Origin of the sequence: Rhodococcus sp. Ni2 (assembly GCF_021352185.1) — a bacterium.
In the GTDB taxonomy this organism is placed as follows: Bacteria; Actinomycetota; Actinomycetes; order Mycobacteriales; family Mycobacteriaceae; genus Rhodococcus_F; species Rhodococcus_F qingshengii.
Window position 1 is genome coordinate 1423233 of the sequence record NZ_WOXZ01000001.1, and the last position, 17593, is coordinate 1440825.

The following is a 17593-nucleotide window of genomic DNA, read 5'->3' on the forward strand; positions in this document are numbered from 1 at the left end:
ATGATTCTCACGCACAACACCGACCTCGAAAACGACCTCACGGCCGTCGGCCAAACCAGCAATATCGCCCAAAGGCTCAACAAAAACCGTCACAACTACTCCACTCCGGCGATACGAGCGCCAACCAACTTGGGGGCGTCCGCCAAACTGGGATCGCCAACACGGACACGCTCACGATCCAAACGGCGAGGAATACCCGTCCGCTCCGAATGCTCCGCCGCCCGGTCCTGCCACGACTTCACACGAGCACGAGCAGCCCTGCGATCGGCCGCCGTCAACTGCACCGCCAGATGCTCGCGAGCGCGAACAACACCACGCTCCAAATAGCGTTGCTTCTGCGAATCCTTGTACCCCTGAGGGTCATACGGAGCCACAGTAGGTTGCGACGCACCAGGAACCAGGAGCGTATGAGAATGCTTGCAATTTGGGTGCTCGAATCCGTTCATGCGGGCTTCGGCGATCGACGAATACACGTCGACCGACATCGGGGAACCGTCGAGCGCGTTGTTCGTCTGAACAGTGCCGGACACGGACCCGGACAGTGAAAGCACTTTGCCCTCGTACGGTTGGCACATCGGCGCAGGGTTCGGGTGCGACGAAATCAGCACCAGATCGAAACCAGCAGCCTGCAGCCGCTCAGCATGGCCTTGCATCATCGCGCGGTGCGTCGAAGTGCGTAACGCCATCTCGACATACGAGGACGCCGACCATTGCCGTTCCCGGCGATCAACGAAACCCGTGATGCCCTGCCTAGCGAGATTGTTCAACGCCTGCTGCGCTGCCTGCTGCCGCGTCTGCACGCCTGTAATCACGCGACCGGACACCTCAGCGATCACCCTGCGGTACGCGTCATCCGTCGACCGCAACATGTACGACTGCGCCGAACGTGACGCGTTGATCGTCTCGTACGCCAACGCCGACACCGCGCGGGTATCGATCACACCGGCCGCGCTGAAGGTGATCGGCTGCGCACGAACGGCAGCGACCTCAGCCTGGCCGACCGCCGCGCCACGAGAATGCGCACGACCGACCGCAGTTTCAATCTCCTTAGCCGAGACCTCATCCAGCGATGCAACATACCGTCGCACATCGGCACGCAAGTTCTGCACTTCGATCAGTTGCCGCTCAGCCCAATTCGGGGCATCCAAACCTTTCGCAACCCGATCCGCGATCAGCTTCAACAACGTCACTTCAGCATCAGCGTAAATTTGCCCGATAGCCTCAGCGAGACGCGCCGCGAAAACCGGATCCAGAGTTGCCATCGGCTACTCCTCGCGGTCGTCGTCGTCCAATTGATCGTCGTCTTCGGGTTGGAAGGCGCCGTCCGCGCCGATCGTGAACGGATCGATACCACCCATGCCGTTCTCGCGGAGGATGCGGGTAACTTCCTCACCCCGGCGGATCTCATCCCAGTCCGGGTGAAGCATCGCCACCTTCGTCTCGGTGGACGCCGCACGCGCAGTCTCCAACGCCTGAACAGTGCGCGCCTTCGACAGTTCCGTCTCGCGAACCGCGCTGGGCCAGTCCACTTCCACATTCTCGGAAAGCGTCACGCCCGTGTCGAACACGAAAGCGTCGACTTCCAGCAGTGCCGACGTGATCGGCGCGAGAACCGCCTGCCACAGACGAGACTTCGCCGTGTGTGTCGCAATCGATGCGCGTTCCTTCACAGCGATCTCAGTAGCAGTCATAGCCGAGGTGGAGTCATCAGCCAACCCGAACGTGAGAGGCGAATACCCAGCCCTGCGGAGGATCTCGCGCAGATACGCGGTAGCAACCGCGAGATGCTCGGTTACGCGGATATCGAACTGATGCATCTCAATGACCGGATCACCATTCGGTGATGTCGCCACGGCCTGGAACGCTTCACGATCCACATCGAACGTCGACCCTTGTCCAGGGCGACCCACATTCAGCAGATGCTCGGACACAACGATCCGGGCTTTCGCCAACCGGACATCCCGAGCCAGCGACGAATACGCCTCATCGACGTGGTCCATCAACGAGATGATGTCCCGAGAAATGTCAGCGCGGCCCATGTGGACGAGTTGTCCGTCGTTGCGCCACTGCGGGTTCGGGCGGGCGTTCGGGATGTAGCCGGCTGTGAGGTGTTTCGTGCCAGTGTTGACGACGCCGCCCTCGTTGTCGGCCAAACCCGCTGTTACATCATGCGCAGCGAGAGAGACCCGCTGGCCGATGTTGCGCCGTGTACCGACATACAAGCCGTGCGTGATCGTTCCTGGCTCGTGCACTTCGACGTGCCGAATCGTCGTCTCGTGATCGTTGCCGGAGTTGAGGACCGACCAGAAAGTCACTTTATGTAAACGGCCGTAGCGGAACTCGGGGATCGCGCGATCGGCGTCCACGAAATCCAGCCACGCATGATCAGCCACTGTAGCGTTCCAGCAGACCCGGACAAACGAGCCGCCCAGCGCCGCGGTCGACTCCCCTGCCACCAACAGTTTCGAGTGCATCTCAGGCGTGTTGATGATGCGGTCGAGGCGCTTCGTCGCGTTGTCGGTGACCAGGAGAGTGCCGTCAGCGGTGTTGTCCGGTTTCGCGATCGTGAAACTCGGAGGGTCGGAGAACATCAGCGTCGCGGACGTGTGAGCCAAATCAGCAGCGATCGGAACATGCACCCGCCGCGTCGACTGTCCCTGATTCTGCCGGCGACCCCAGAACATTCGCGCAATCGCCCGAGAAACAATCCCGGAGGACGCCGGCTTCGGGTCGTAATCCCCGCCCCCGTACAACGCTGAAAGCTTCTGAGGGTCGCCTTCCCACCAGGCCGCGCACTCGTTGACGGAGGTGAACACCTTGTCGAACGGTTTCGGGGGCCAATCAGAATTCGGCAGAGGCAAAGCCATGAATGCCTCCTGGGCACTGTCAGCCGCTTGTCAGCGGAATGTATGTCTCCCAGAGTTTTTGGGGAGAGATGAGGCCGTAGCGTCCTGCGTCCATGAAGTGGTCGTCGATCTTGACGACCGTGTCTTTGCCTTTGTCGGACGCTTTGGAGTCCCACACGTATCCGGGGAGTTCGCGTAGAAAATTGGTGCAGCGGTCGGAGATCCTGATTCGGTCCAGCTTGAACAGTGACGCGATGGTCTGGATGCCGTCGTGCGAGTTCGTGGCGTGCGCTGTGCGGCCTACGCCGTCTTGGTAGAACTGGTAGGCGAGAACTTCAGCTGCCGGGTCGATGAAGATCCACTCGGGTTGGATCTTGTGTGGCTTCAGCCAGGCTTTGAACATTTCCGAGTGCTCAGCGGGAGTCGCTTTCGGCGGCGCCCATTCGTCCATCAGGTACAGCCGGTAGAATCCGTCGACAGCGGCAAGCCCTACCATGATTCCCGCTGTCGCGTTAGTCATACCGTGGTCGACGCCGACACCAAAGACACGTTCCATCCGCGGCAGTTCATCGTGAGGGATGACGTGCTTCGGTTCGTCGAAGTCTGAGTAGATGACACCGTCAGCAAGCGCCCACTGACCGAGGATCATGCGCTGGTAGAACAACCCGGAGTACGACGCCTTGCGACCCGCAACGTACTCAGCGGACAGGTTCTTGTTGTCGTCGAGCAGGAATGAGAAGCGGTGCAGGTTGATTGGGCGCTTGGGGTCTTCGTAATCGAGCATCTCGAAGAGGTCGCGCTTATCTTCGATCGTGCCGTCGTGCTTCAGCCACAGCTTCGCGCGGTCAAGCCACTTCTTCTTGAACCAGTGATGCGGCCCTTCGGGGTTGCAGGTGCACCACATGCGCGCCCCGTCGATGGACAGGCGCGAGTACAGCATGTCGAAGAACGATTCAGGCAGAGTCGCCACTTCATCGGCGTAAGCGCCGGCAAGGGTGAGTCCCTGAATTTTGGTTCGGGCTTGCTCGTTGTTCGCGCCGACCAGCAACACTTCTCGTCCACAGATGACCGCGGTACCGGAACCGAACTTGATCTGCACCATCGATTTCCCGAGCATTTCCTGCAAGGGAAGGATGAGGTTGTTGATGACAGTGCGTTGTGTTCGGCCGGCGAGGACGAATAGTCCTTCAGGTCCATCAATGCAGAATTTGGCGAAGTCCCACAATGTGCCAACAGTTTTGCCGGATCGGACGCTGCCGTCGAACGCGTTGATTTCGGCGGTGGATAGTTTCGCGGCTTGAAGGGCTTTGCCTTCGAGCCGGTTGAACTTACTCATCGTCGGTGCCGAGTTTGTCGTTCAGCCAGGCCTTGACATCGGAGACCGTGACATCGGTTTGTGCGTCCTTCGGGTACAGCGCGAGGTACTTGGCCCGCCGGTCCTGAATTTTCAGGGATCGGTCGATGGCTTGGAACATTCGGTTTATGTTCGCGTCGGTACGTTTTACGGTCTTTTCGAGTTCGCGATCGAAATCTTTTGCAGCGAGGTCGTTGTCGATGTTGGCGACGCGGATTGCTTCGCCCTCAATTTCGCGGACGGCGTCAACGGCAGTGATCACTTCGAAGAGTGGGCGCTGCATCAGGTCGAGTCGTTCCAACTCGAATTTGAGTGTGTGCGCTGCTGGTTCGGCTGTGATCTCTTTGATTGCTTCGTCTACGTCTTTGAAGGCTTGGGTGCGGCTGATTCCTAGTTCGCGGGCGATCTCCTGGTATGTCCAGCTGTCGCGGCGGAGGTCGAGTGCTTTGGCCATGCGTTCGCGGCGTTCGATGGTGATCGTGCTGGTTTTGTTGCCGCCTGGTCGTTGTGCCATGTGGTGCCCCTTGCGGGTGATCGACGCTCCTGGCGTCGTGATCCCCGGTTGGGGAAATGCTGGTTCCCTCCCGCACTTCGACCGCCAGCGTGTGTGGTGTGTGCGGGAGTGGGGAGGGAAGTGTGTGGCCTACCGGAAGTAGGTCGTGTGGTGGAGTGCGTAGCCGATGATGGATCGGAGTGGGTCGTGGTTGTCCCAGTCGCAGACGCCATCGGTTGGGATGCAGTGTGTTTCGACGGGGACGACGAATGGATCGCGTTCGCCGGTCATGGTTGCGCCGGGGAGGTTGAACGGGAGTTGCGTTTCGACGCCGGCGCCGGCCTGGCGTGGGTCGGAGTACAGGACTCCGGTTACGCCAACGGTTTCTGGTTCGGCGAGGACATCCCCTGCGATCCTCGCGCCCTGAGAGTAAGCAACGACGACAGTGCCTTCCGGTGCATCTGCGAGCGCCTCACGCAATTTCTGCTTCCCTGCTTCGACTGACTGGTTGTAGCTGGGCCACAACACTGTTGCCGGGTAACGGACGTAGGTGACGGTGTCGCCGGGTTGAATGTCCGGGGCGAGCAGTACTGCGCCACTATTTCCGGTGCCGTCGACCACGATCACGTTGCGGGCCTGGGCGATCCCACTTAACGAAAGCATCACCGCAACAAGCGCGGCCACAACAAGACCGCGCATGGCTGTCCCTACTTCACGATGAGGGGCGAAAAGGCGCCGTCACGACCCATAGCTAGGAGACTCTCGGCTGCCTCGTTCACCAAGTGCTCGATATGCTCTGGCCGGAAAACGCCTGCCTCGTCCAATTCCTTGCGAAACGCGATGAGCTTTTCGGCGGTGGTCTTGCAGGCGTCAGCCACAGTTACTCCCAAGTCGGTTATGGCAATCGGAAGATGAATACGGGGCCAACCGAGAACCCCGGCGTCCGGTAAGGGACACTCGCGGTATGAATTGGTGGCAACAAATGCCGTGGATCATCGCGCTGTCAGTAGCGTTTATTGGCCCCTTCATCGGGGGGATAGCAGCTATGTTCTTCCGGCGAATCGAATCTAGAGATCTACGGTCGCAATTAATCGCAGATGCTGAACTACGTACGGTTTTCACAGATAGCCCAGCGAGTGTGAAACTTCAGAAGTCGCTGGATATTCGGCTAGCCTTGTACATCGATGAGCTGGAGCGACAGAGTTCGGAGCCCGCCGGCTCCGCAGCCTGGCGAAAGATCGTTCGCTGCTTCGGCTTTCTGTCTATTGCTTCATCGGCTCTATTATTCGCGCTGATCATTTCGAATTCACCGCTGGCCGCGGATTCCGACAAGCCTGTGGCTGTCTTCATGCTCTTGGTTGGGTGGGCGTACTTGGGCTTGGCCAGACCAATCAGTCGGGCCCTCGCGAGAACCTTCGCCAGAGTGGACGGCCCGCCAATCTGGGAACTTCTGTTCAAATGGCGGGAAGCGCGAAGGCATCCAGCGCAACCGCCGATTTCCGCACCCACCAGCCCGACGACGCGTTGGGTACATCGACAAGCCGGAACGACGCTTCGCCGTCCGCAGTCAGATAACCCATCGTCGGATCAGTGTGATCGCGACGAGTAGCCACTCAAACACGCGGTGGCCAGATCCAAGTGCGCGGCGCGTTTACTTCGCCAGGCATTGGCTTAATCGAGTCGTGGGGTACTGCATATTCTCGGTAATCACCACCGAGACCCCAGACGAGTAGATCCACAGTGAAATCGTCAGGCAGCTCCGGCACCAAGTCTCCTGGCTTGCCCTTACCCGAGAGTGTGCCGTCTGGCGATGGTCCCCAGCGCCCGATCACGTCGAGGTTGGTGGTTGCACGGGTTCGGAGGACGATGGCGGGCGAGATGATGCCGTCGCCGTTCTTCGATGCATACTGAACGATCCGGCCTACTGAGGGCTGCACGTGTTTTTCCTTAGCTTTTTGTGTCTTCGGTCACCCGGAATGGGACTTTCGGTGGATTGTTTTCGCCACAGAGCTGCAATACGCTAGGTATTAGCTGCTCGGCCACAATCGGCCAAACTGGCCAGCGAGCAGCCCTGGTTGGTGCGTTGCTGGAGGTCATGCCATGGGGTCGTTCGCGACAATGTCCAACGAAGAGTTGGCGGATCTGTACTGCGCAGTGCGTTGCGAATACGTCGACCTGCGGGCGCAGGTGCCGTTTCCCGATCCCGAGTACTTCACAGCGCTAGATGAGCAGTCGAATCAGATTCACGAGGAAATGGCCGAGCGCGGAATGCTTGCCGAAGCAGCCTGAGCCGACGAAATGACATATCGAAGTGCAAACTATCCGACCGGTCGTGCATAATCCGCACATGACCGACACGTGGCTGCCACTAGGCGTTGATGAAGCTGATGAGAACTACTCCGTGCTCAATGAAGAAGTCACCGAGTGGTTGGAACCGTCATTGCTCATGTGGCTCTCAACCGCGCTGATTCGAACAAATCGAATGACGCCATCACCTGTCGACATGCAACTGGTTCAAGCTCTCGAACGCCTACTACACATCAGTTTTCCGACGGTCACAACAGGCACGTCGGCACGTGAGGCAGCAAAAAGGTTGTTCGCAAACATGCGAGGCGCACAACGCGAGTGGCAGCTAATCGATGCTGTAATCGCGTCAGGGTACGGAAATGTAGAGAAGCTCACGACCATTCTGCTTGAGGCTGGTTCGGCCTGGACTGTCGGGGAAAGGGTCGGAAAGCCGGGCCTTATTCGCCGAGTTAACGAAGGAACTGACGCCGCGATACGGGCAACGATCGCCAACCATGGGCATGCCGGCAAGCGACTGGCTCAGGCATACGATGCCGCTTATGGGGTTAGCCCCGACCCGTCCCGCGCCTACTCGTTGGCGGTCAAAGCGGTCGAAGACGCCGGCAAACCCATCGTGAGCCCGAACAATGCCGGGACGACGCTCGGAACAATGATCCGCGACATCGGGAGCACCACCAAGTGGAAGCTTCCACACACTCGCGTCCACAGGGACGCTGAACCACGCAATGTCCTGCTGGGAATGATGCAAATGTTGTGGACCGGCCAGCACGACCGCCATGGTGGAGCGACTCCCCCGCCGCCTCCTGTGTCTCAGGAAGAAGCGGAGACCGCAGTAATGGTGGCAGCTACGTTGGTCGAGCTGTTCTGCTCGGGGAAGGTAGTCAAGGACACGTAGTTTGCTGGCCGAGCATTCGTTTCTCGGTCATGCGTTCCTGACGTAGGAATCCGGTCCGCTCCCAATTGTGTTGGGCTGGAAAAACGATTGCGCCGTCAGCGGGAGTGTCGGTAGCTACCGATAGAATCTGAACCGAGAAGAATATTCTCTGATCGAGACATTCACTCGGTCACGACTTGTTTGGAGACTAATTTGGAAACTCACAGCTTTACGTTGACGCTGCCGACTCGCACGACGTTCGAGGACGTAGAGTCGATCGCCGAGAGGCAGATTGTGTTCCCGCACATGTCGCGGGAGGGCAAGAGTGGTTACGCCGACCTTCACGTCCAGACTCGGCTCAGCACGAATGAGCCTGGATTCTCGAAGTTCAGCGGCTCTTACAAGCTGTAGTCGTCGCTGTCGACCCGCTGGGGCCATCGGGGTTTCCTGCGGGTGACGCGCCTTACCAACTGGAACATGTCAGTATGTGTTAGCTCCCTGGTGCCATGATGTTGCAGCTACGCAGTGGATTTCAGCGGCTACGCCTGCACTCCTGCCGGGGCTTGCCCACCCATCATGCACATTGCGTCCCGTGTCCGTAGACGCACACTCTGTCACCACCAGCACCGGCCGCTAAACCGATGCTTTGCTCCGAATCCTGGGCTCGAACCAGGGACTCACCGGTTAACAACCGGGCACTCTGCCAACTGAGTTAATTCGGATTGTTGACCACTGATTCACGTACGCGGGCTCAGTGTCGAAGCCTCGATAGATTCAGTCGCAGGACTGAACTCGTTCATCTGGCCGGATTCGAACCGACAGCTTCCCAACTCGTAACGCCGAAGCGATTCGGACGGGCGACATGCACCATGCGTCAGCAGATGATCCAGGCAGTTCGTGGCATGCCCAGGCCGAGGCGGACCGCCCACATCCATGGAAGGGCAGCCCGCGTGGCAGTTTCATCCCGGAGGAGCCACTGCCAAGTTTTATCGTCCGTACGACGCCCAGTTTTGGGATTCGATGGACCGCTTCGTCGTCGGGATGCAGTCATGAGAGACACGCATGCCGGTAACGGTCACCGTGGCGGTTCCGGGCATCTTCCCGTTGTAGCCGCCAACGTCGATGGATTCCATCGTCAGTTCGGTGGAGAACGTAGCCTGAACTTCGACGTTGCACGCGGGGCAAGTCATGACAGGCTGCGTGATGGTGGACTTACCGGAGGCCATGTCTCGTCCTATTCATCGGCGCCGTACACCTGGTCTCGTGCGCGGCGTAGCGCTGCGATCATCCGGTTGATGCCGGATCGATCGAACGGGACACCGTTCACGTGAGGGCCGGGATCGGCGCTCTCTCCGGGCCTCGACCACCCGATGGTGACGACCGGGATGTTCGTGTCGCCCTCGACGGTTCGGCTGTCGTAGAACTTTTCTGCTGGCATCGTGCCATCTCATTTCTGTCCATCTCGGACTTCTGTCCAACTTTAGTAGGAAAAAAGTAAGGATTAGGTAATGCGTCCAGCTCGAAGCACCTAACCTATGCCGACATGCGCATACGAGGTGCGCAGCGATCAGGAGGTTAGTTTTGAGAGTCCCGGCTTACCACTCGTCCAACGCCACCGACCCGGACGTGCATCACGTTCACAAGGACTGCCCTCCCGGCGCCCTGATCCCGGCGCACAACAAGAGGAGTGGCACGGGCGGGTATCCGCTCTGTGGCAAGTGCAAGCAGATGAACTAGCGCCGAGCTAGCTAGGAACGCGCCGGATGGATTGGTCCGGCGCGTTCTTGCTGGATTGTGTGCCCCCGAAATTTCGTAAACTCACTGTCGGGGGTCAGTGGCCGGTTTGATACCCCAGCCGCGCAAACTGGACCCACACGAGGATGGGAAGTGAAACGCCCCGCCTCAACCGGTGGCCAGAACCGGGAAGCGGGGCGAGCTTTGGGATGTTTCGCTGCAATCAATCACATAAGAACAACATTACTCAGCGTCATACATTTACGCCGCGACCTGCGCGTTTGCGATCGATTGAATGCGTTCCCGTGCAGCAAGATCCGTCGCACGAACCATCTCAAGCAGCTTCCCCCGGTGATACATCCACGCCGATTCATCACGGCGCGCGAGACCGTCGACCTTGCCCCGCCAGTCCACCAACGTGCGGGGTTTGCGGCCGGTCACACCGATAGCCTCCGCTTCCGTAATCCAAACGCGCTCATAGCCTGTAGGCCACAGCTTGCGGTGCGCATTCCGGATCGGCATCCACCGTTCCAGAATGTTCACTAGATCCCAGTCCGGAATGTCCACACTGTAGAGATGTTCGATGCGTTGCCCGATCGTTCCCCTGCCTCGGAATCCGTAGATCCTTGACCAGTAGACGATTTCAGCGGACTCAGCCTGGATAGCGTCGACTGGATCGATGTTCAGCGGGGGGCGAGATGAAGGCTTCGCATGGGACGAACCGTCTTCGCTCCCCCGCCTGTGCGTCGGCGCGATGTGCTGCTGAATCTCCAACAACTGTCGAGGGGACTCACGAATCAACTCGATTACTGCCTGACGGTCATCGTCAGTCACGAGGCACCACGCACTTCAGGGCCTTGTGGGGAGCCATCTCAGAACGCCCATGCCGGGACACCCTGCACAGTAAAACTGGCACCTTCACGCGCACGCCGTCGCCGAAGACGATTATCTCGGTTTCGGTTTCACTGGGGTAGCCGTATTGCTTGGCATCCCCGATGCGCACATAGTTTTCGCCTGGCTTCTGCCAGAACACCAGATCGCTCACCGGCCACCCTCCACGATTTCCATCACGTACTCGAACACGTACTCGAAATTGGCTTTCAAGTGCTTCGCATCAGCGAGCGCGTTGTGCAGTCCCGCCGGCTGCGCGGGCATCTTCCCGATGCCAAGCCGATGGACTTCCTGCCGTAGATCATTCGTCCACATCGGCACATGCCTGGGGAAGTCCATCATCGTCCCGAACAACTGTGCCAGGCACACATGGTCGTAGGCGCCGAACCACGCCCACAGTTCTACTTGGTCGCGGTTATTGCGTGGCTTCAGGAACTCTGCGACTTCATCACGGATCTGGTTGCGACGCTTACGCATCGACTCTCGTTCGAGTTGCGGCACAACGTTCGCCATCAGCCAGTCATGCTTCACGATCCGATCCCACGGCGCTTCCACGGTCTCCGCATAGTATTCGCGGCCGTCCTCCGCAACGATGCCAATGGAAATCAGGTCGATCGTCTTACCGTCTTCGATGAACTCAGTGTCGTAGAAATAGCGCATGAACAAACCCTATGAGCGGAATGCTGCCGATCCGCAGATCCGTAGAAGTCAACGCCCACAGCTAGATTCCCCGAAGTCAACCCTGTGGGAGTTGAACCATCGACCTCATGTATCCCTCGTAGTAGTGGATCGGCATCATGTCGGTCCGATTATTCCGCTGCTGCTCGCACCACCAGAACGCGTCCTCGAAAGCGTCTGCCCATGATTCGAACTGCCACTGGTGAACAGTCCGCATGTCCCATTCGGCGAGCCCGAAGTAGCGTTGGAACCAATTGGCGCGCTTACGGACCGACCACAACTCACCCTCTTTGCGGACCACATACGTCACGGCCACGCGGTCATCTTCTTCAAGTGTTCGTAGTCTCGACTCATCTCGACTTTGACCTCCGCGCGTCCCGTCCACCGTCGTCCATCCGGTCGGTCGATCTTCAATGGCCGCCACTCCCCTGGCTTCACATACTCCCCGATGAAGTCCTGAAGCGACTGCCCCTCAGGCTTCGTCGCGACAAGATTCCAATCCCGGTCGAACAGCTGAACCGAACCCGAAGGCATTCCGCTGTCCAGCGGAACCAGCTCATTCACAGGACACTCAGATCAGACCAACGGCGCCGGGTGTGCTCCCCCACCAACATTCCCAACATCCCAGGCGGTGACCACACACCATACTGATTCAGCATGTACTCCGACGATCGTTCCGCTTCGAGGGCCGGCATCCCGAACAGAGAACGGCCTTCGAATTCGTTGGTGTAGAAGTGGTGGTAGTGCGCAACAAAATAGAGGGGGACAGCTCCGAGAGTTTCAGTCCGCCCGAGAATTTGGCGTTCGATGGCCGTCTTGGTGCGGATCTCGGTGGATCCACCTTTGCCTTTCTCGATGTAGCCGTGGGAGAAGTAGCTATTAACACCGGACAAGTTCACCAACACGGCAGGGTCGCCACCACCGATGGTCCAGTCGATGTGCGGGCCGCCGAAGGGTTCAGTCTCCTGGAACAGCTTCTGCACCTGGCGGGCGATGTGTGTGGATGCGTTGTCGCCTTGCGTTGTGACGGGTTCCTTCGATCCGTTGCGCGTCATCTCACCGTGGTTGGAAATGACTGACGACGCCGACAGTGGCAGGCCGAACGGAATAAGCTGACGGAACGTCCACACCCGCATGTCATAGTCGAGTTCCAACTGCCGGGACATGTTCAGTTCGATCGTGTGCGGCTGGTTGCCGTAGTTGTTGCACACTCCCTCCGTCTCGTCGCCCATGAACGCGACGTGAATACCGGACGGCTTGCGGCCCTGTGCGATCAGAGCTTCTATGGCCGCGACGTGCCCGAGGACACCGCGCTTCCAGTTCTCGACAGCCTGCTCGGTGTTCTTCTTCCCAAGCTGCGGATCCGCCACGAACACGGTGTACGTCGCCGCGAGGACAGTGGCCGTCTTCCGCTTCCTGGTTGGCCGGTCCTTCACTGACTGCAGGGCCTTGCGCCACGACTCGACCGTCGCCGCGGGGATCATGTCACGAGTGACGCGCCGGAACCGTGCACTGTACGAGTAGAGCTGGATGCTGTCTCGGCTGCCGTCTTTCGCGCGCGCTGACTGCTGCCAGGTGGACATGCGGACGGTGTCGTCGACTACTTCGAATTGTGTGGCGTCGAGGTTGAAGAGGTCGAAGACTCGGGTCCAGTCTCCGTTGAGTTCGCCTTCGATTACGACGTTGTTCACTTTGGCGCCGTCTGCGCTTACGTCGATAGTCCCTTTGCCCACAGGGTTATTCACAGGCTGTGCATCGAGTGTTGCTGCGAGGCTCACGGGGCTTCTTCTCTCAGTTGCAGTTTGATCGGCGCGAACTCCTTGCCGGTTGCGACGCGGAACGGTTCACACGGCCACGTGGCGTGGCATCGGTCGCAGAAGAACGTGGTGTGTGTGCCGACGCTGGTGATGTGCCCGGAGGGATGGAACTTCGAGTGATCCTCCGCGAGTTGATTGATCGTCTCGGTCTGCTCCTCGTAACGCTGCCGCCAGTAGTTGGCGTTTGACTCACCGCGGGCGTTGGCGTGCTTGAGGACTTCTTCGAGCCTGGCGATCCTGTTGCGGAGTTGCTTGCGCGTGAGTCTCACAGTGCGGCCTTTCGGTTTCGGCAGTAGTCGCGGAATGCGGTCGTACGTATTGTTAGGCCCCGCTCTCGGCATGCCGCATGCAGAACGGTCACCGGCCATCCGTGAGGATCGTCGCGGTTTCGGCGCAGGTACTCGTCGAAGTAGCCGCGTTCCTCAGCTGGCTGCTTCGACAGCCACACCTCCACCGACGACGTTGCAGTGTCGGCACGTTCCAATGTCGCTGCGAGGCTCACCGCGTTGCCTCCAGTCGTTTGATCTCGTCGTTGGCGTAGCGCGCTACTTTGCGGAGGTCGTCGATGCGGGTTGCGTAGAGCGCAGCTGTCACATCTTCGACACGCCTCTCAAAGTCCTCCACTGACTCAAGTGGAGGCATGGCTGCCGTCGGCTCGGGTCGCACCGGTTCGAAGGTGGGGTTGTCGCGGAAGAACTGCGCGTGAGGATGCTGCCGTAGATCGGTGGTTGCTCGCTGAACGTCAGTGGGCATGGGGTGTCCGTTCGTGGATGTCGATGGTGTGGGGTGCGCGTTCGGGGGTGTGCGCTGGTTCGAGAATGACTTCGGGATTGTCGGGGTCACCGATGCAGTACCGTCCGTCAGGCATGGCCTGGATGCGGTCGTAGTCGAGGTACCGCAGGTCTGTTGGTTCCGATTGCTGCAGCGGGTCCGGCATCGCGACCGCCGGCGGTTTGGGTTTCGGTTTCATCCGCAGGCTGCGGGAGGACTTAAACGGCGTCACCATGTGGAACTGCCTATCCGGCAAAGCTCCCAATCCACGCGCTCGACTGCCGCTTGCCATGTCCCGGTCCAGTTCAGGCGAACTTGCCACGACTCGTCTCCTTCTGTGGCAACAACTTGAACGCTCCACCGCGTGCCGTACTTACGGATGTGCCAACGAATGGTTCTCACGCTGCGCCGCCCCAGTCGTCGTCTTTGAAGATCGCGTAGGCGAGGATGGCGATCACGAATGCCGCGAAGATCCACGCGAACAGTTCCATCAGTTCCTCCAGCTGATTTCGAGCCACATGCGGCCCTTCTCGCCTTTGATGGCGGGATGGATGACGGGCATCCATTTGGACATCAGGTCGGGGGTGTCGTCGGCGGTGAGTCCGTAGTCCACCAAGCCGTCGCAACATGCTTTGAGGACGGGGACGAGGTTGTCGGCGTCACGTTTGCGATTGTTGATTGGCCGGTAGTGCAGACCGACAGTGACGTGCTCATGCCCGGTCGGCACACGGTGGGATCGCGCTTGCAGTTGTGCTGTCTTCCGCACTGCTGCTGTGATGCGGGCTTTCTCGGCCCAGTGCATCCTGTCGTTCATTGACAGTGGCGGCTTGTCGTACGGCAGGTGGACAACGTATTTCGTCCACCCCGGATTGAACGGAATGCTCATGGTTCGACTGTCACTTCGTCGGATGGTGCGTAGCTGATGGTGAGTCCGTTGCCGACGACCACCCGAACGTGTGAGTTCCCGACGTGCTGAACGTCTTTGATCAGGTATCGGCGCCGGTTCCACACCAACATCTGCCCACGATGCCCTCGACCCAACTCCGCCGCGGTCACTTGTACCCCTTAGGCGCCCAACCCGAATGCATCGGCCGGTTCGCTGCTGCTGCACGGTTCTCGTCGCCAAGGCCCTTGTAGTAGTCGCGTTGGAATCGCATCGGGTTCGCCTTGAAGTGTTCGAGGATCTTCGGTCCGGGCCATCCGTTGCGGTTCATGCGGATGATGGCGGGCAGTTCGTGTGGCGCTGTTTCGTCGTAGCCTGTGCGGCTGCCGTCGAGGCTGGGGTGGTTCGGATCCCATGCGCGCGGCTTGTCGGGGCTGAACTCGGCCGGATCATCGAAGGCGGTTGTCATTTCGTCACTTCCAGTTCGGTGAGGTAGCCGTCCGCCTGCAGCCGTTCGATGACGGCGTGCGCTTCGTCGAACTGGCTGTAGTCGGCTGCAGCGGTGCCGTCGCGGTATGCGCGTGCGGCTTGCATCGTCGCGAGAATGGCGTCACCGCGAGTCTTGGGATTGATCACTGGTCTTCCTCTTCAGATAGTTCGGGGTAGAACGTTCCGGCTTCGTAGAACAGCGGGCTCATTTGCTCGCCCTCGTCGTCGCGATTGAATGACAGCCAAGCTCTGACGTTTTCGGCTCTGCTGATGTACACGCAAATCGAGCCGCCGAGGCTTCCGTCTTCGATCACCTCACTGCGGAACGCTTCCGCCTCCGCGAGATACTTCTGCGCATGGTCAGGCCACTGTGTCCGGTCGTAAATGGCTTTGCGCATGGGTTCTCCTAGAAGAGTGCTGGCATTCCAGCGGTGAGGTTTTGGTGGTAGCGGTGTTTCTGGTAGCAGAGGGTGCAGATCCCGTTGGAGTGGTGCGGCGCATCGTATTTGCCGGGGGCTGTTTTCTGGGAGCAGAGTTTCCGCCGACAGGTTTTGCAGTTCTCTGGGATCGGTTGGCGTGGTTTGTATTCGCGGGATTCGATGACCGCAGTGAGCGCTCGGGCGGTTTTGTCGTCGCCTTCGCAGATGACGCCGGCTGCGATTACGTCGTCGGCGGGTGTTGTGGCGATCGCATCCAGCGTGGTTCCGGAAGTTAAGGCTGCGGTGGCGCATTCACGTTTGACTGGGCATATTGCGCAGAGGAGTCGTGGTTCTTCGGTCGCCCATTCGCCGGTCGCTGGTCGTTCGAATCCGTCAACACCTTTGCAGGCGGCTAGGTTACGCCAGGTTTCGGTGTTGAATGCCATGCATGTGATTCTGGCAGACTGCGCAACGCCGCGCAAGCAATGTGGTGCCGGCACGCACAAACTGTCGGCACCACATCACGGATTCAGGCGGCTCGGAGGGTTTGAGCAGCCCACTCCGACAACGCTTTCCCTGCAGCCAAACCGGCTGCCACATCCTTGTCGGTGTTCGCGATCGCGGTCAGCCAACCCATTACTTGCGCGTTCTCCGACTGCTTCCCGTTCAACACGGCAAGCTCGCTGCGCTGATTGAAGATCCGCGTTTCGAGATTCGCGATCTGGTCGTTCTTCTTCGCCAACTCGGCGTTCTGCCGCAACGTCAGTTCCCCGACCAGCGCCCCGAACCTCGTTGCCTCCGTCACCCCAGGGCCGGCGGCAGTCGACGGGCCAACAACGCCGCCGTCTGCGAACTTGATCCGCGCCACTGTCGGATGCTCCACTTCCACGCGGGATTTCGTGACCTCGGCACCGACAGTCGAACCGGAACCTTGCGCCTGCCACCATGGACCACGCTCCCAGTAGTGAACCTTCGACACCGCTGCGCCTGGTTCCGGGTCGGGTTCGGGCAGTAGCGTTTCCACTACCTTTAACAGCTCAGTCATCGCGAGCTGCAAGTGCGTAATCTCCCGATCGACTGTGCGCGCCCTGTAAGACGTGTCCAGGTAATCCGTCGCGATCTGCAGTCGAGGGTCCACAGGATTGCTCATGGTCGGCTCACATTCGGAATGATCGTTTCGGGTTTGAAGATCACCCGGTAGTGGTCGGTGCTCACGCTCGCACCTTCGAGCTGCTCCACGAAGTACGACACGTTGTCCGACAGGCCAAGGAAGTGCTTCTTGAACCCGCCGGCCGTTTTGCAGGTCACGTCGAGCTTCCCGCCATCGGGTTCGATGGAGCAGCGCCCCTCGATCGTCAGGAGATACTTGTCCGTGATCCCGTTGAAGAACACGATCCGACGGTCAATCTCGAACTGGTCGGCGGCTTTTGACAGGTTCTTCGATGCCACTTCAGCATCGGTGGAGCAAGCTGTGACCGTTCCGATTGCGAGTGCGGCGATGGCTGCGGCTGCAGCGACCCGCGCCTTCACTTGCCACCCCGCATAACGGTAAACTGCAGGCCACCGAGGTCGTACGTTTCGCCGTCCTTCCACCATGGGTCGGACTTGATGAACGGAATCAGAAACGGACACACCTCATCGGCGGCCTTGCGGGCTTCCTCGTCGGCGGCGATCTTCGCGTCGACACGCTCGTTGATTCGGTTGACTACCTCATCAGGCACACGCAGCACCGGGCCGATAACGAACGGCCACACTTCATCGACGATTCCATGCAGCGGCTCTTCGTCGTCTTCGTATGCAGTGACGGTTGCGCCAGCATCGTCTATTGCTGCGAGGAGTCGCGCGGCGGCCACGTCATGGTCGGAGTGCAGGGTCAGGATCCCGAGGTCTTCGAGGGTGTCCAACGCGTGGAACAGGACCTCGTGTGGCCGGAATGCGGTTTCCAAAGTTGCTTCAGCACAACAGGTATCAGTCATACAAAAACAGTAAGCCCGCACTTTCCCGAATCATCAGATCCGTAGAAAGCGCGGGCCACGC

The 17593-nt window shown here is 59.5% G+C and carries 31 protein-coding genes and 1 tRNA gene; 2 read left to right on the top strand and 30 right to left on the bottom strand.

All coding sequences use genetic code 11. The features are described from left to right. Positions 1-95: 95 nt before the first annotated feature. The 8 genes from GN300_RS06870 to GN300_RS06905 all read right to left on the bottom strand — a co-directional run bounded on the left by GN300_RS06870 (position 96) and on the right by GN300_RS06905 (position 6630). Complete coding sequence (locus tag GN300_RS06870; RefSeq protein ID WP_063315689.1) at positions 96-1262, bottom strand: phage minor capsid protein; 1167 nt, start codon at positions 1260-1262, stop codon at positions 96-98. A 3-nt stretch (positions 1263-1265) separates the two neighbouring features. Continuing rightward, positions 1266-2867, bottom strand: coding sequence for a phage portal protein (locus GN300_RS06875; protein WP_082845725.1), 1602 nt, complete (start codon positions 2865-2867; stop codon positions 1266-1268). Between the two features lie 19 nt (positions 2868-2886). Continuing rightward, complete coding sequence (locus tag GN300_RS06880; protein WP_063315687.1) at positions 2887-4182, bottom strand: PBSX family phage terminase large subunit; 1296 nt, start codon at positions 4180-4182, stop codon at positions 2887-2889. Further along, complete coding sequence (locus GN300_RS06885; RefSeq protein ID WP_063315686.1) at positions 4175-4714, bottom strand: hypothetical protein; 540 nt, start codon at positions 4712-4714, stop codon at positions 4175-4177. The genes GN300_RS06880 and GN300_RS06885 overlap by 8 nt, the downstream gene beginning before the upstream one ends. A gap of 129 nt (positions 4715-4843) precedes the next feature. After that, positions 4844-5392, bottom strand: a complete 549-nt coding sequence (locus tag GN300_RS06890) for a PE-PPE domain-containing protein (RefSeq protein ID WP_063315685.1) — start codon at positions 5390-5392, stop codon at positions 4844-4846. A gap of 8 nt (positions 5393-5400) precedes the next feature. Then, on the bottom strand, positions 5401-5571 hold the full coding sequence (locus GN300_RS06895; RefSeq protein ID WP_156511724.1) for a hypothetical protein: 171 nt from the start codon (positions 5569-5571) through the stop codon (positions 5401-5403). A 576-nt stretch (positions 5572-6147) separates the two neighbouring features. Further along, positions 6148-6306: a hypothetical protein gene (locus GN300_RS06900; protein ID WP_156511723.1), complete on the bottom strand. Its 159-nt coding sequence runs from the start codon at positions 6304-6306 to the stop codon at positions 6148-6150. After that, the gene (locus tag GN300_RS06905) at positions 6307-6630 is read right to left on the bottom strand and encodes a hypothetical protein (protein WP_197487717.1); all 324 of its coding nucleotides are present in this window, start codon (positions 6628-6630) and stop codon (positions 6307-6309) included. 163 nt (positions 6631-6793) lie between these two features. Here GN300_RS06905 and GN300_RS06910 point away from each other — a divergent pair, with 163 nt between their 5' ends. Further along, on the top strand, positions 6794-6982 hold the full coding sequence (locus GN300_RS06910; RefSeq protein WP_063315683.1) for a hypothetical protein: 189 nt from the start codon (positions 6794-6796) through the stop codon (positions 6980-6982). A 58-nt stretch (positions 6983-7040) separates the two neighbouring features. After that, positions 7041-7895, top strand: a complete 855-nt coding sequence (locus GN300_RS06915) for a hypothetical protein (protein WP_156511722.1) — start codon at positions 7041-7043, stop codon at positions 7893-7895. Between the two features lie 628 nt (positions 7896-8523). On the opposite strand, the gene GN300_RS06920 is transcribed toward GN300_RS06915, so the two are convergent. From GN300_RS06920 to GN300_RS07025, 22 genes are all read right to left on the bottom strand, one after another. Then, a tRNA-Asn gene (locus GN300_RS06920) sits at positions 8524-8596 on the bottom strand. Between the two features lie 264 nt (positions 8597-8860). Further along, positions 8861-9100 carry a hypothetical protein gene (locus GN300_RS06925; protein WP_063315680.1) on the bottom strand — a complete coding sequence of 80 codons (240 nt, stop codon included), beginning with the start codon at positions 9098-9100 and terminating at the stop codon, positions 8861-8863. Positions 9101-9108: 8 nt separating this feature from the next. Further along, a complete protein-coding gene (locus tag GN300_RS06930) occupies positions 9109-9312 on the bottom strand; it encodes a hypothetical protein (RefSeq protein ID WP_063315679.1) in 204 nt (67 codons plus the stop codon). Between the two features lie 557 nt (positions 9313-9869). After that, positions 9870-10442 carry a hypothetical protein gene (locus GN300_RS06935; RefSeq protein ID WP_063315678.1) on the bottom strand — a complete coding sequence of 191 codons (573 nt, stop codon included), beginning with the start codon at positions 10440-10442 and terminating at the stop codon, positions 9870-9872. Then, positions 10435-10653, bottom strand: a complete 219-nt coding sequence (locus tag GN300_RS06940) for a hypothetical protein (protein ID WP_063315677.1) — start codon at positions 10651-10653, stop codon at positions 10435-10437. The genes GN300_RS06935 and GN300_RS06940 overlap by 8 nt, the downstream gene beginning before the upstream one ends. Next, a complete protein-coding gene (locus tag GN300_RS06945) occupies positions 10650-11159 on the bottom strand; it encodes a 3'-5' exoribonuclease domain-containing protein (protein WP_063315676.1) in 510 nt (169 codons plus the stop codon). Before GN300_RS06945 ends, GN300_RS06940 begins: the two co-directional genes overlap by 4 nt. 76 nt (positions 11160-11235) lie before the next feature. Next, positions 11236-11493: a hypothetical protein gene (locus GN300_RS06950; protein ID WP_063315675.1), complete on the bottom strand. Its 258-nt coding sequence runs from the start codon at positions 11491-11493 to the stop codon at positions 11236-11238. Next, complete coding sequence (locus GN300_RS06955) at positions 11484-11741, bottom strand: hypothetical protein (protein WP_063315674.1); 258 nt, start codon at positions 11739-11741, stop codon at positions 11484-11486. The genes GN300_RS06950 and GN300_RS06955 overlap by 10 nt, the downstream gene beginning before the upstream one ends. Next, positions 11738-12955, bottom strand: coding sequence for a hypothetical protein (locus GN300_RS06960; RefSeq protein ID WP_233405584.1), 1218 nt, complete (start codon positions 12953-12955; stop codon positions 11738-11740). Before GN300_RS06960 ends, GN300_RS06955 begins: the two co-directional genes overlap by 4 nt. Then, a complete protein-coding gene (locus GN300_RS06965; protein ID WP_063315673.1) occupies positions 12952-13263 on the bottom strand; it encodes a hypothetical protein in 312 nt (103 codons plus the stop codon). The genes GN300_RS06960 and GN300_RS06965 overlap by 4 nt, the downstream gene beginning before the upstream one ends. Further along, the gene (locus tag GN300_RS06970) at positions 13260-13496 is read right to left on the bottom strand and encodes a hypothetical protein (RefSeq protein WP_063315672.1); all 237 of its coding nucleotides are present in this window, start codon (positions 13494-13496) and stop codon (positions 13260-13262) included. Before GN300_RS06970 ends, GN300_RS06965 begins: the two co-directional genes overlap by 4 nt. Beyond that, positions 13493-13747, bottom strand: a complete 255-nt coding sequence (locus tag GN300_RS06975) for a hypothetical protein (RefSeq protein ID WP_063315671.1) — start codon at positions 13745-13747, stop codon at positions 13493-13495. The genes GN300_RS06970 and GN300_RS06975 overlap by 4 nt, the downstream gene beginning before the upstream one ends. Continuing rightward, on the bottom strand, positions 13737-14087 hold the full coding sequence (locus tag GN300_RS06980; protein WP_156511720.1) for a hypothetical protein: 351 nt from the start codon (positions 14085-14087) through the stop codon (positions 13737-13739). Before GN300_RS06980 ends, GN300_RS06975 begins: the two co-directional genes overlap by 11 nt. A gap of 168 nt (positions 14088-14255) precedes the next feature. After that, positions 14256-14651, bottom strand: coding sequence for a hypothetical protein (locus GN300_RS06985; RefSeq protein WP_063315669.1), 396 nt, complete (start codon positions 14649-14651; stop codon positions 14256-14258). Then, on the bottom strand, positions 14648-14821 hold the full coding sequence (locus GN300_RS06990; protein ID WP_156511719.1) for a hypothetical protein: 174 nt from the start codon (positions 14819-14821) through the stop codon (positions 14648-14650). The genes GN300_RS06985 and GN300_RS06990 overlap by 4 nt, the downstream gene beginning before the upstream one ends. Next, positions 14818-15117 carry a hypothetical protein gene (locus tag GN300_RS06995; RefSeq protein WP_063315668.1) on the bottom strand — a complete coding sequence of 100 codons (300 nt, stop codon included), beginning with the start codon at positions 15115-15117 and terminating at the stop codon, positions 14818-14820. The genes GN300_RS06990 and GN300_RS06995 overlap by 4 nt, the downstream gene beginning before the upstream one ends. Continuing rightward, positions 15114-15284, bottom strand: a complete 171-nt coding sequence (locus GN300_RS07000; RefSeq protein ID WP_156511718.1) for a hypothetical protein — start codon at positions 15282-15284, stop codon at positions 15114-15116. The genes GN300_RS06995 and GN300_RS07000 overlap by 4 nt, the downstream gene beginning before the upstream one ends. Beyond that, on the bottom strand, positions 15281-15535 hold the full coding sequence (locus GN300_RS07005; protein ID WP_063315667.1) for a hypothetical protein: 255 nt from the start codon (positions 15533-15535) through the stop codon (positions 15281-15283). Before GN300_RS07005 ends, GN300_RS07000 begins: the two co-directional genes overlap by 4 nt. An 8-nt stretch (positions 15536-15543) precedes the next feature. After that, positions 15544-16002, bottom strand: coding sequence for a WhiB family transcriptional regulator (locus tag GN300_RS07010; RefSeq protein WP_082845724.1), 459 nt, complete (start codon positions 16000-16002; stop codon positions 15544-15546). Between the two features lie 83 nt (positions 16003-16085). Continuing rightward, positions 16086-16601, bottom strand: coding sequence for a hypothetical protein (locus tag GN300_RS07015; protein WP_156511717.1), 516 nt, complete (start codon positions 16599-16601; stop codon positions 16086-16088). A 101-nt stretch (positions 16602-16702) separates the two neighbouring features. Continuing rightward, the gene (locus GN300_RS07020) at positions 16703-17086 is read right to left on the bottom strand and encodes a hypothetical protein (protein ID WP_063315664.1); all 384 of its coding nucleotides are present in this window, start codon (positions 17084-17086) and stop codon (positions 16703-16705) included. Further along, complete coding sequence (locus tag GN300_RS07025; protein WP_156511716.1) at positions 17083-17532, bottom strand: hypothetical protein; 450 nt, start codon at positions 17530-17532, stop codon at positions 17083-17085. Before GN300_RS07025 ends, GN300_RS07020 begins: the two co-directional genes overlap by 4 nt. Between the last annotated feature and the right edge of the window lie 61 nt (positions 17533-17593).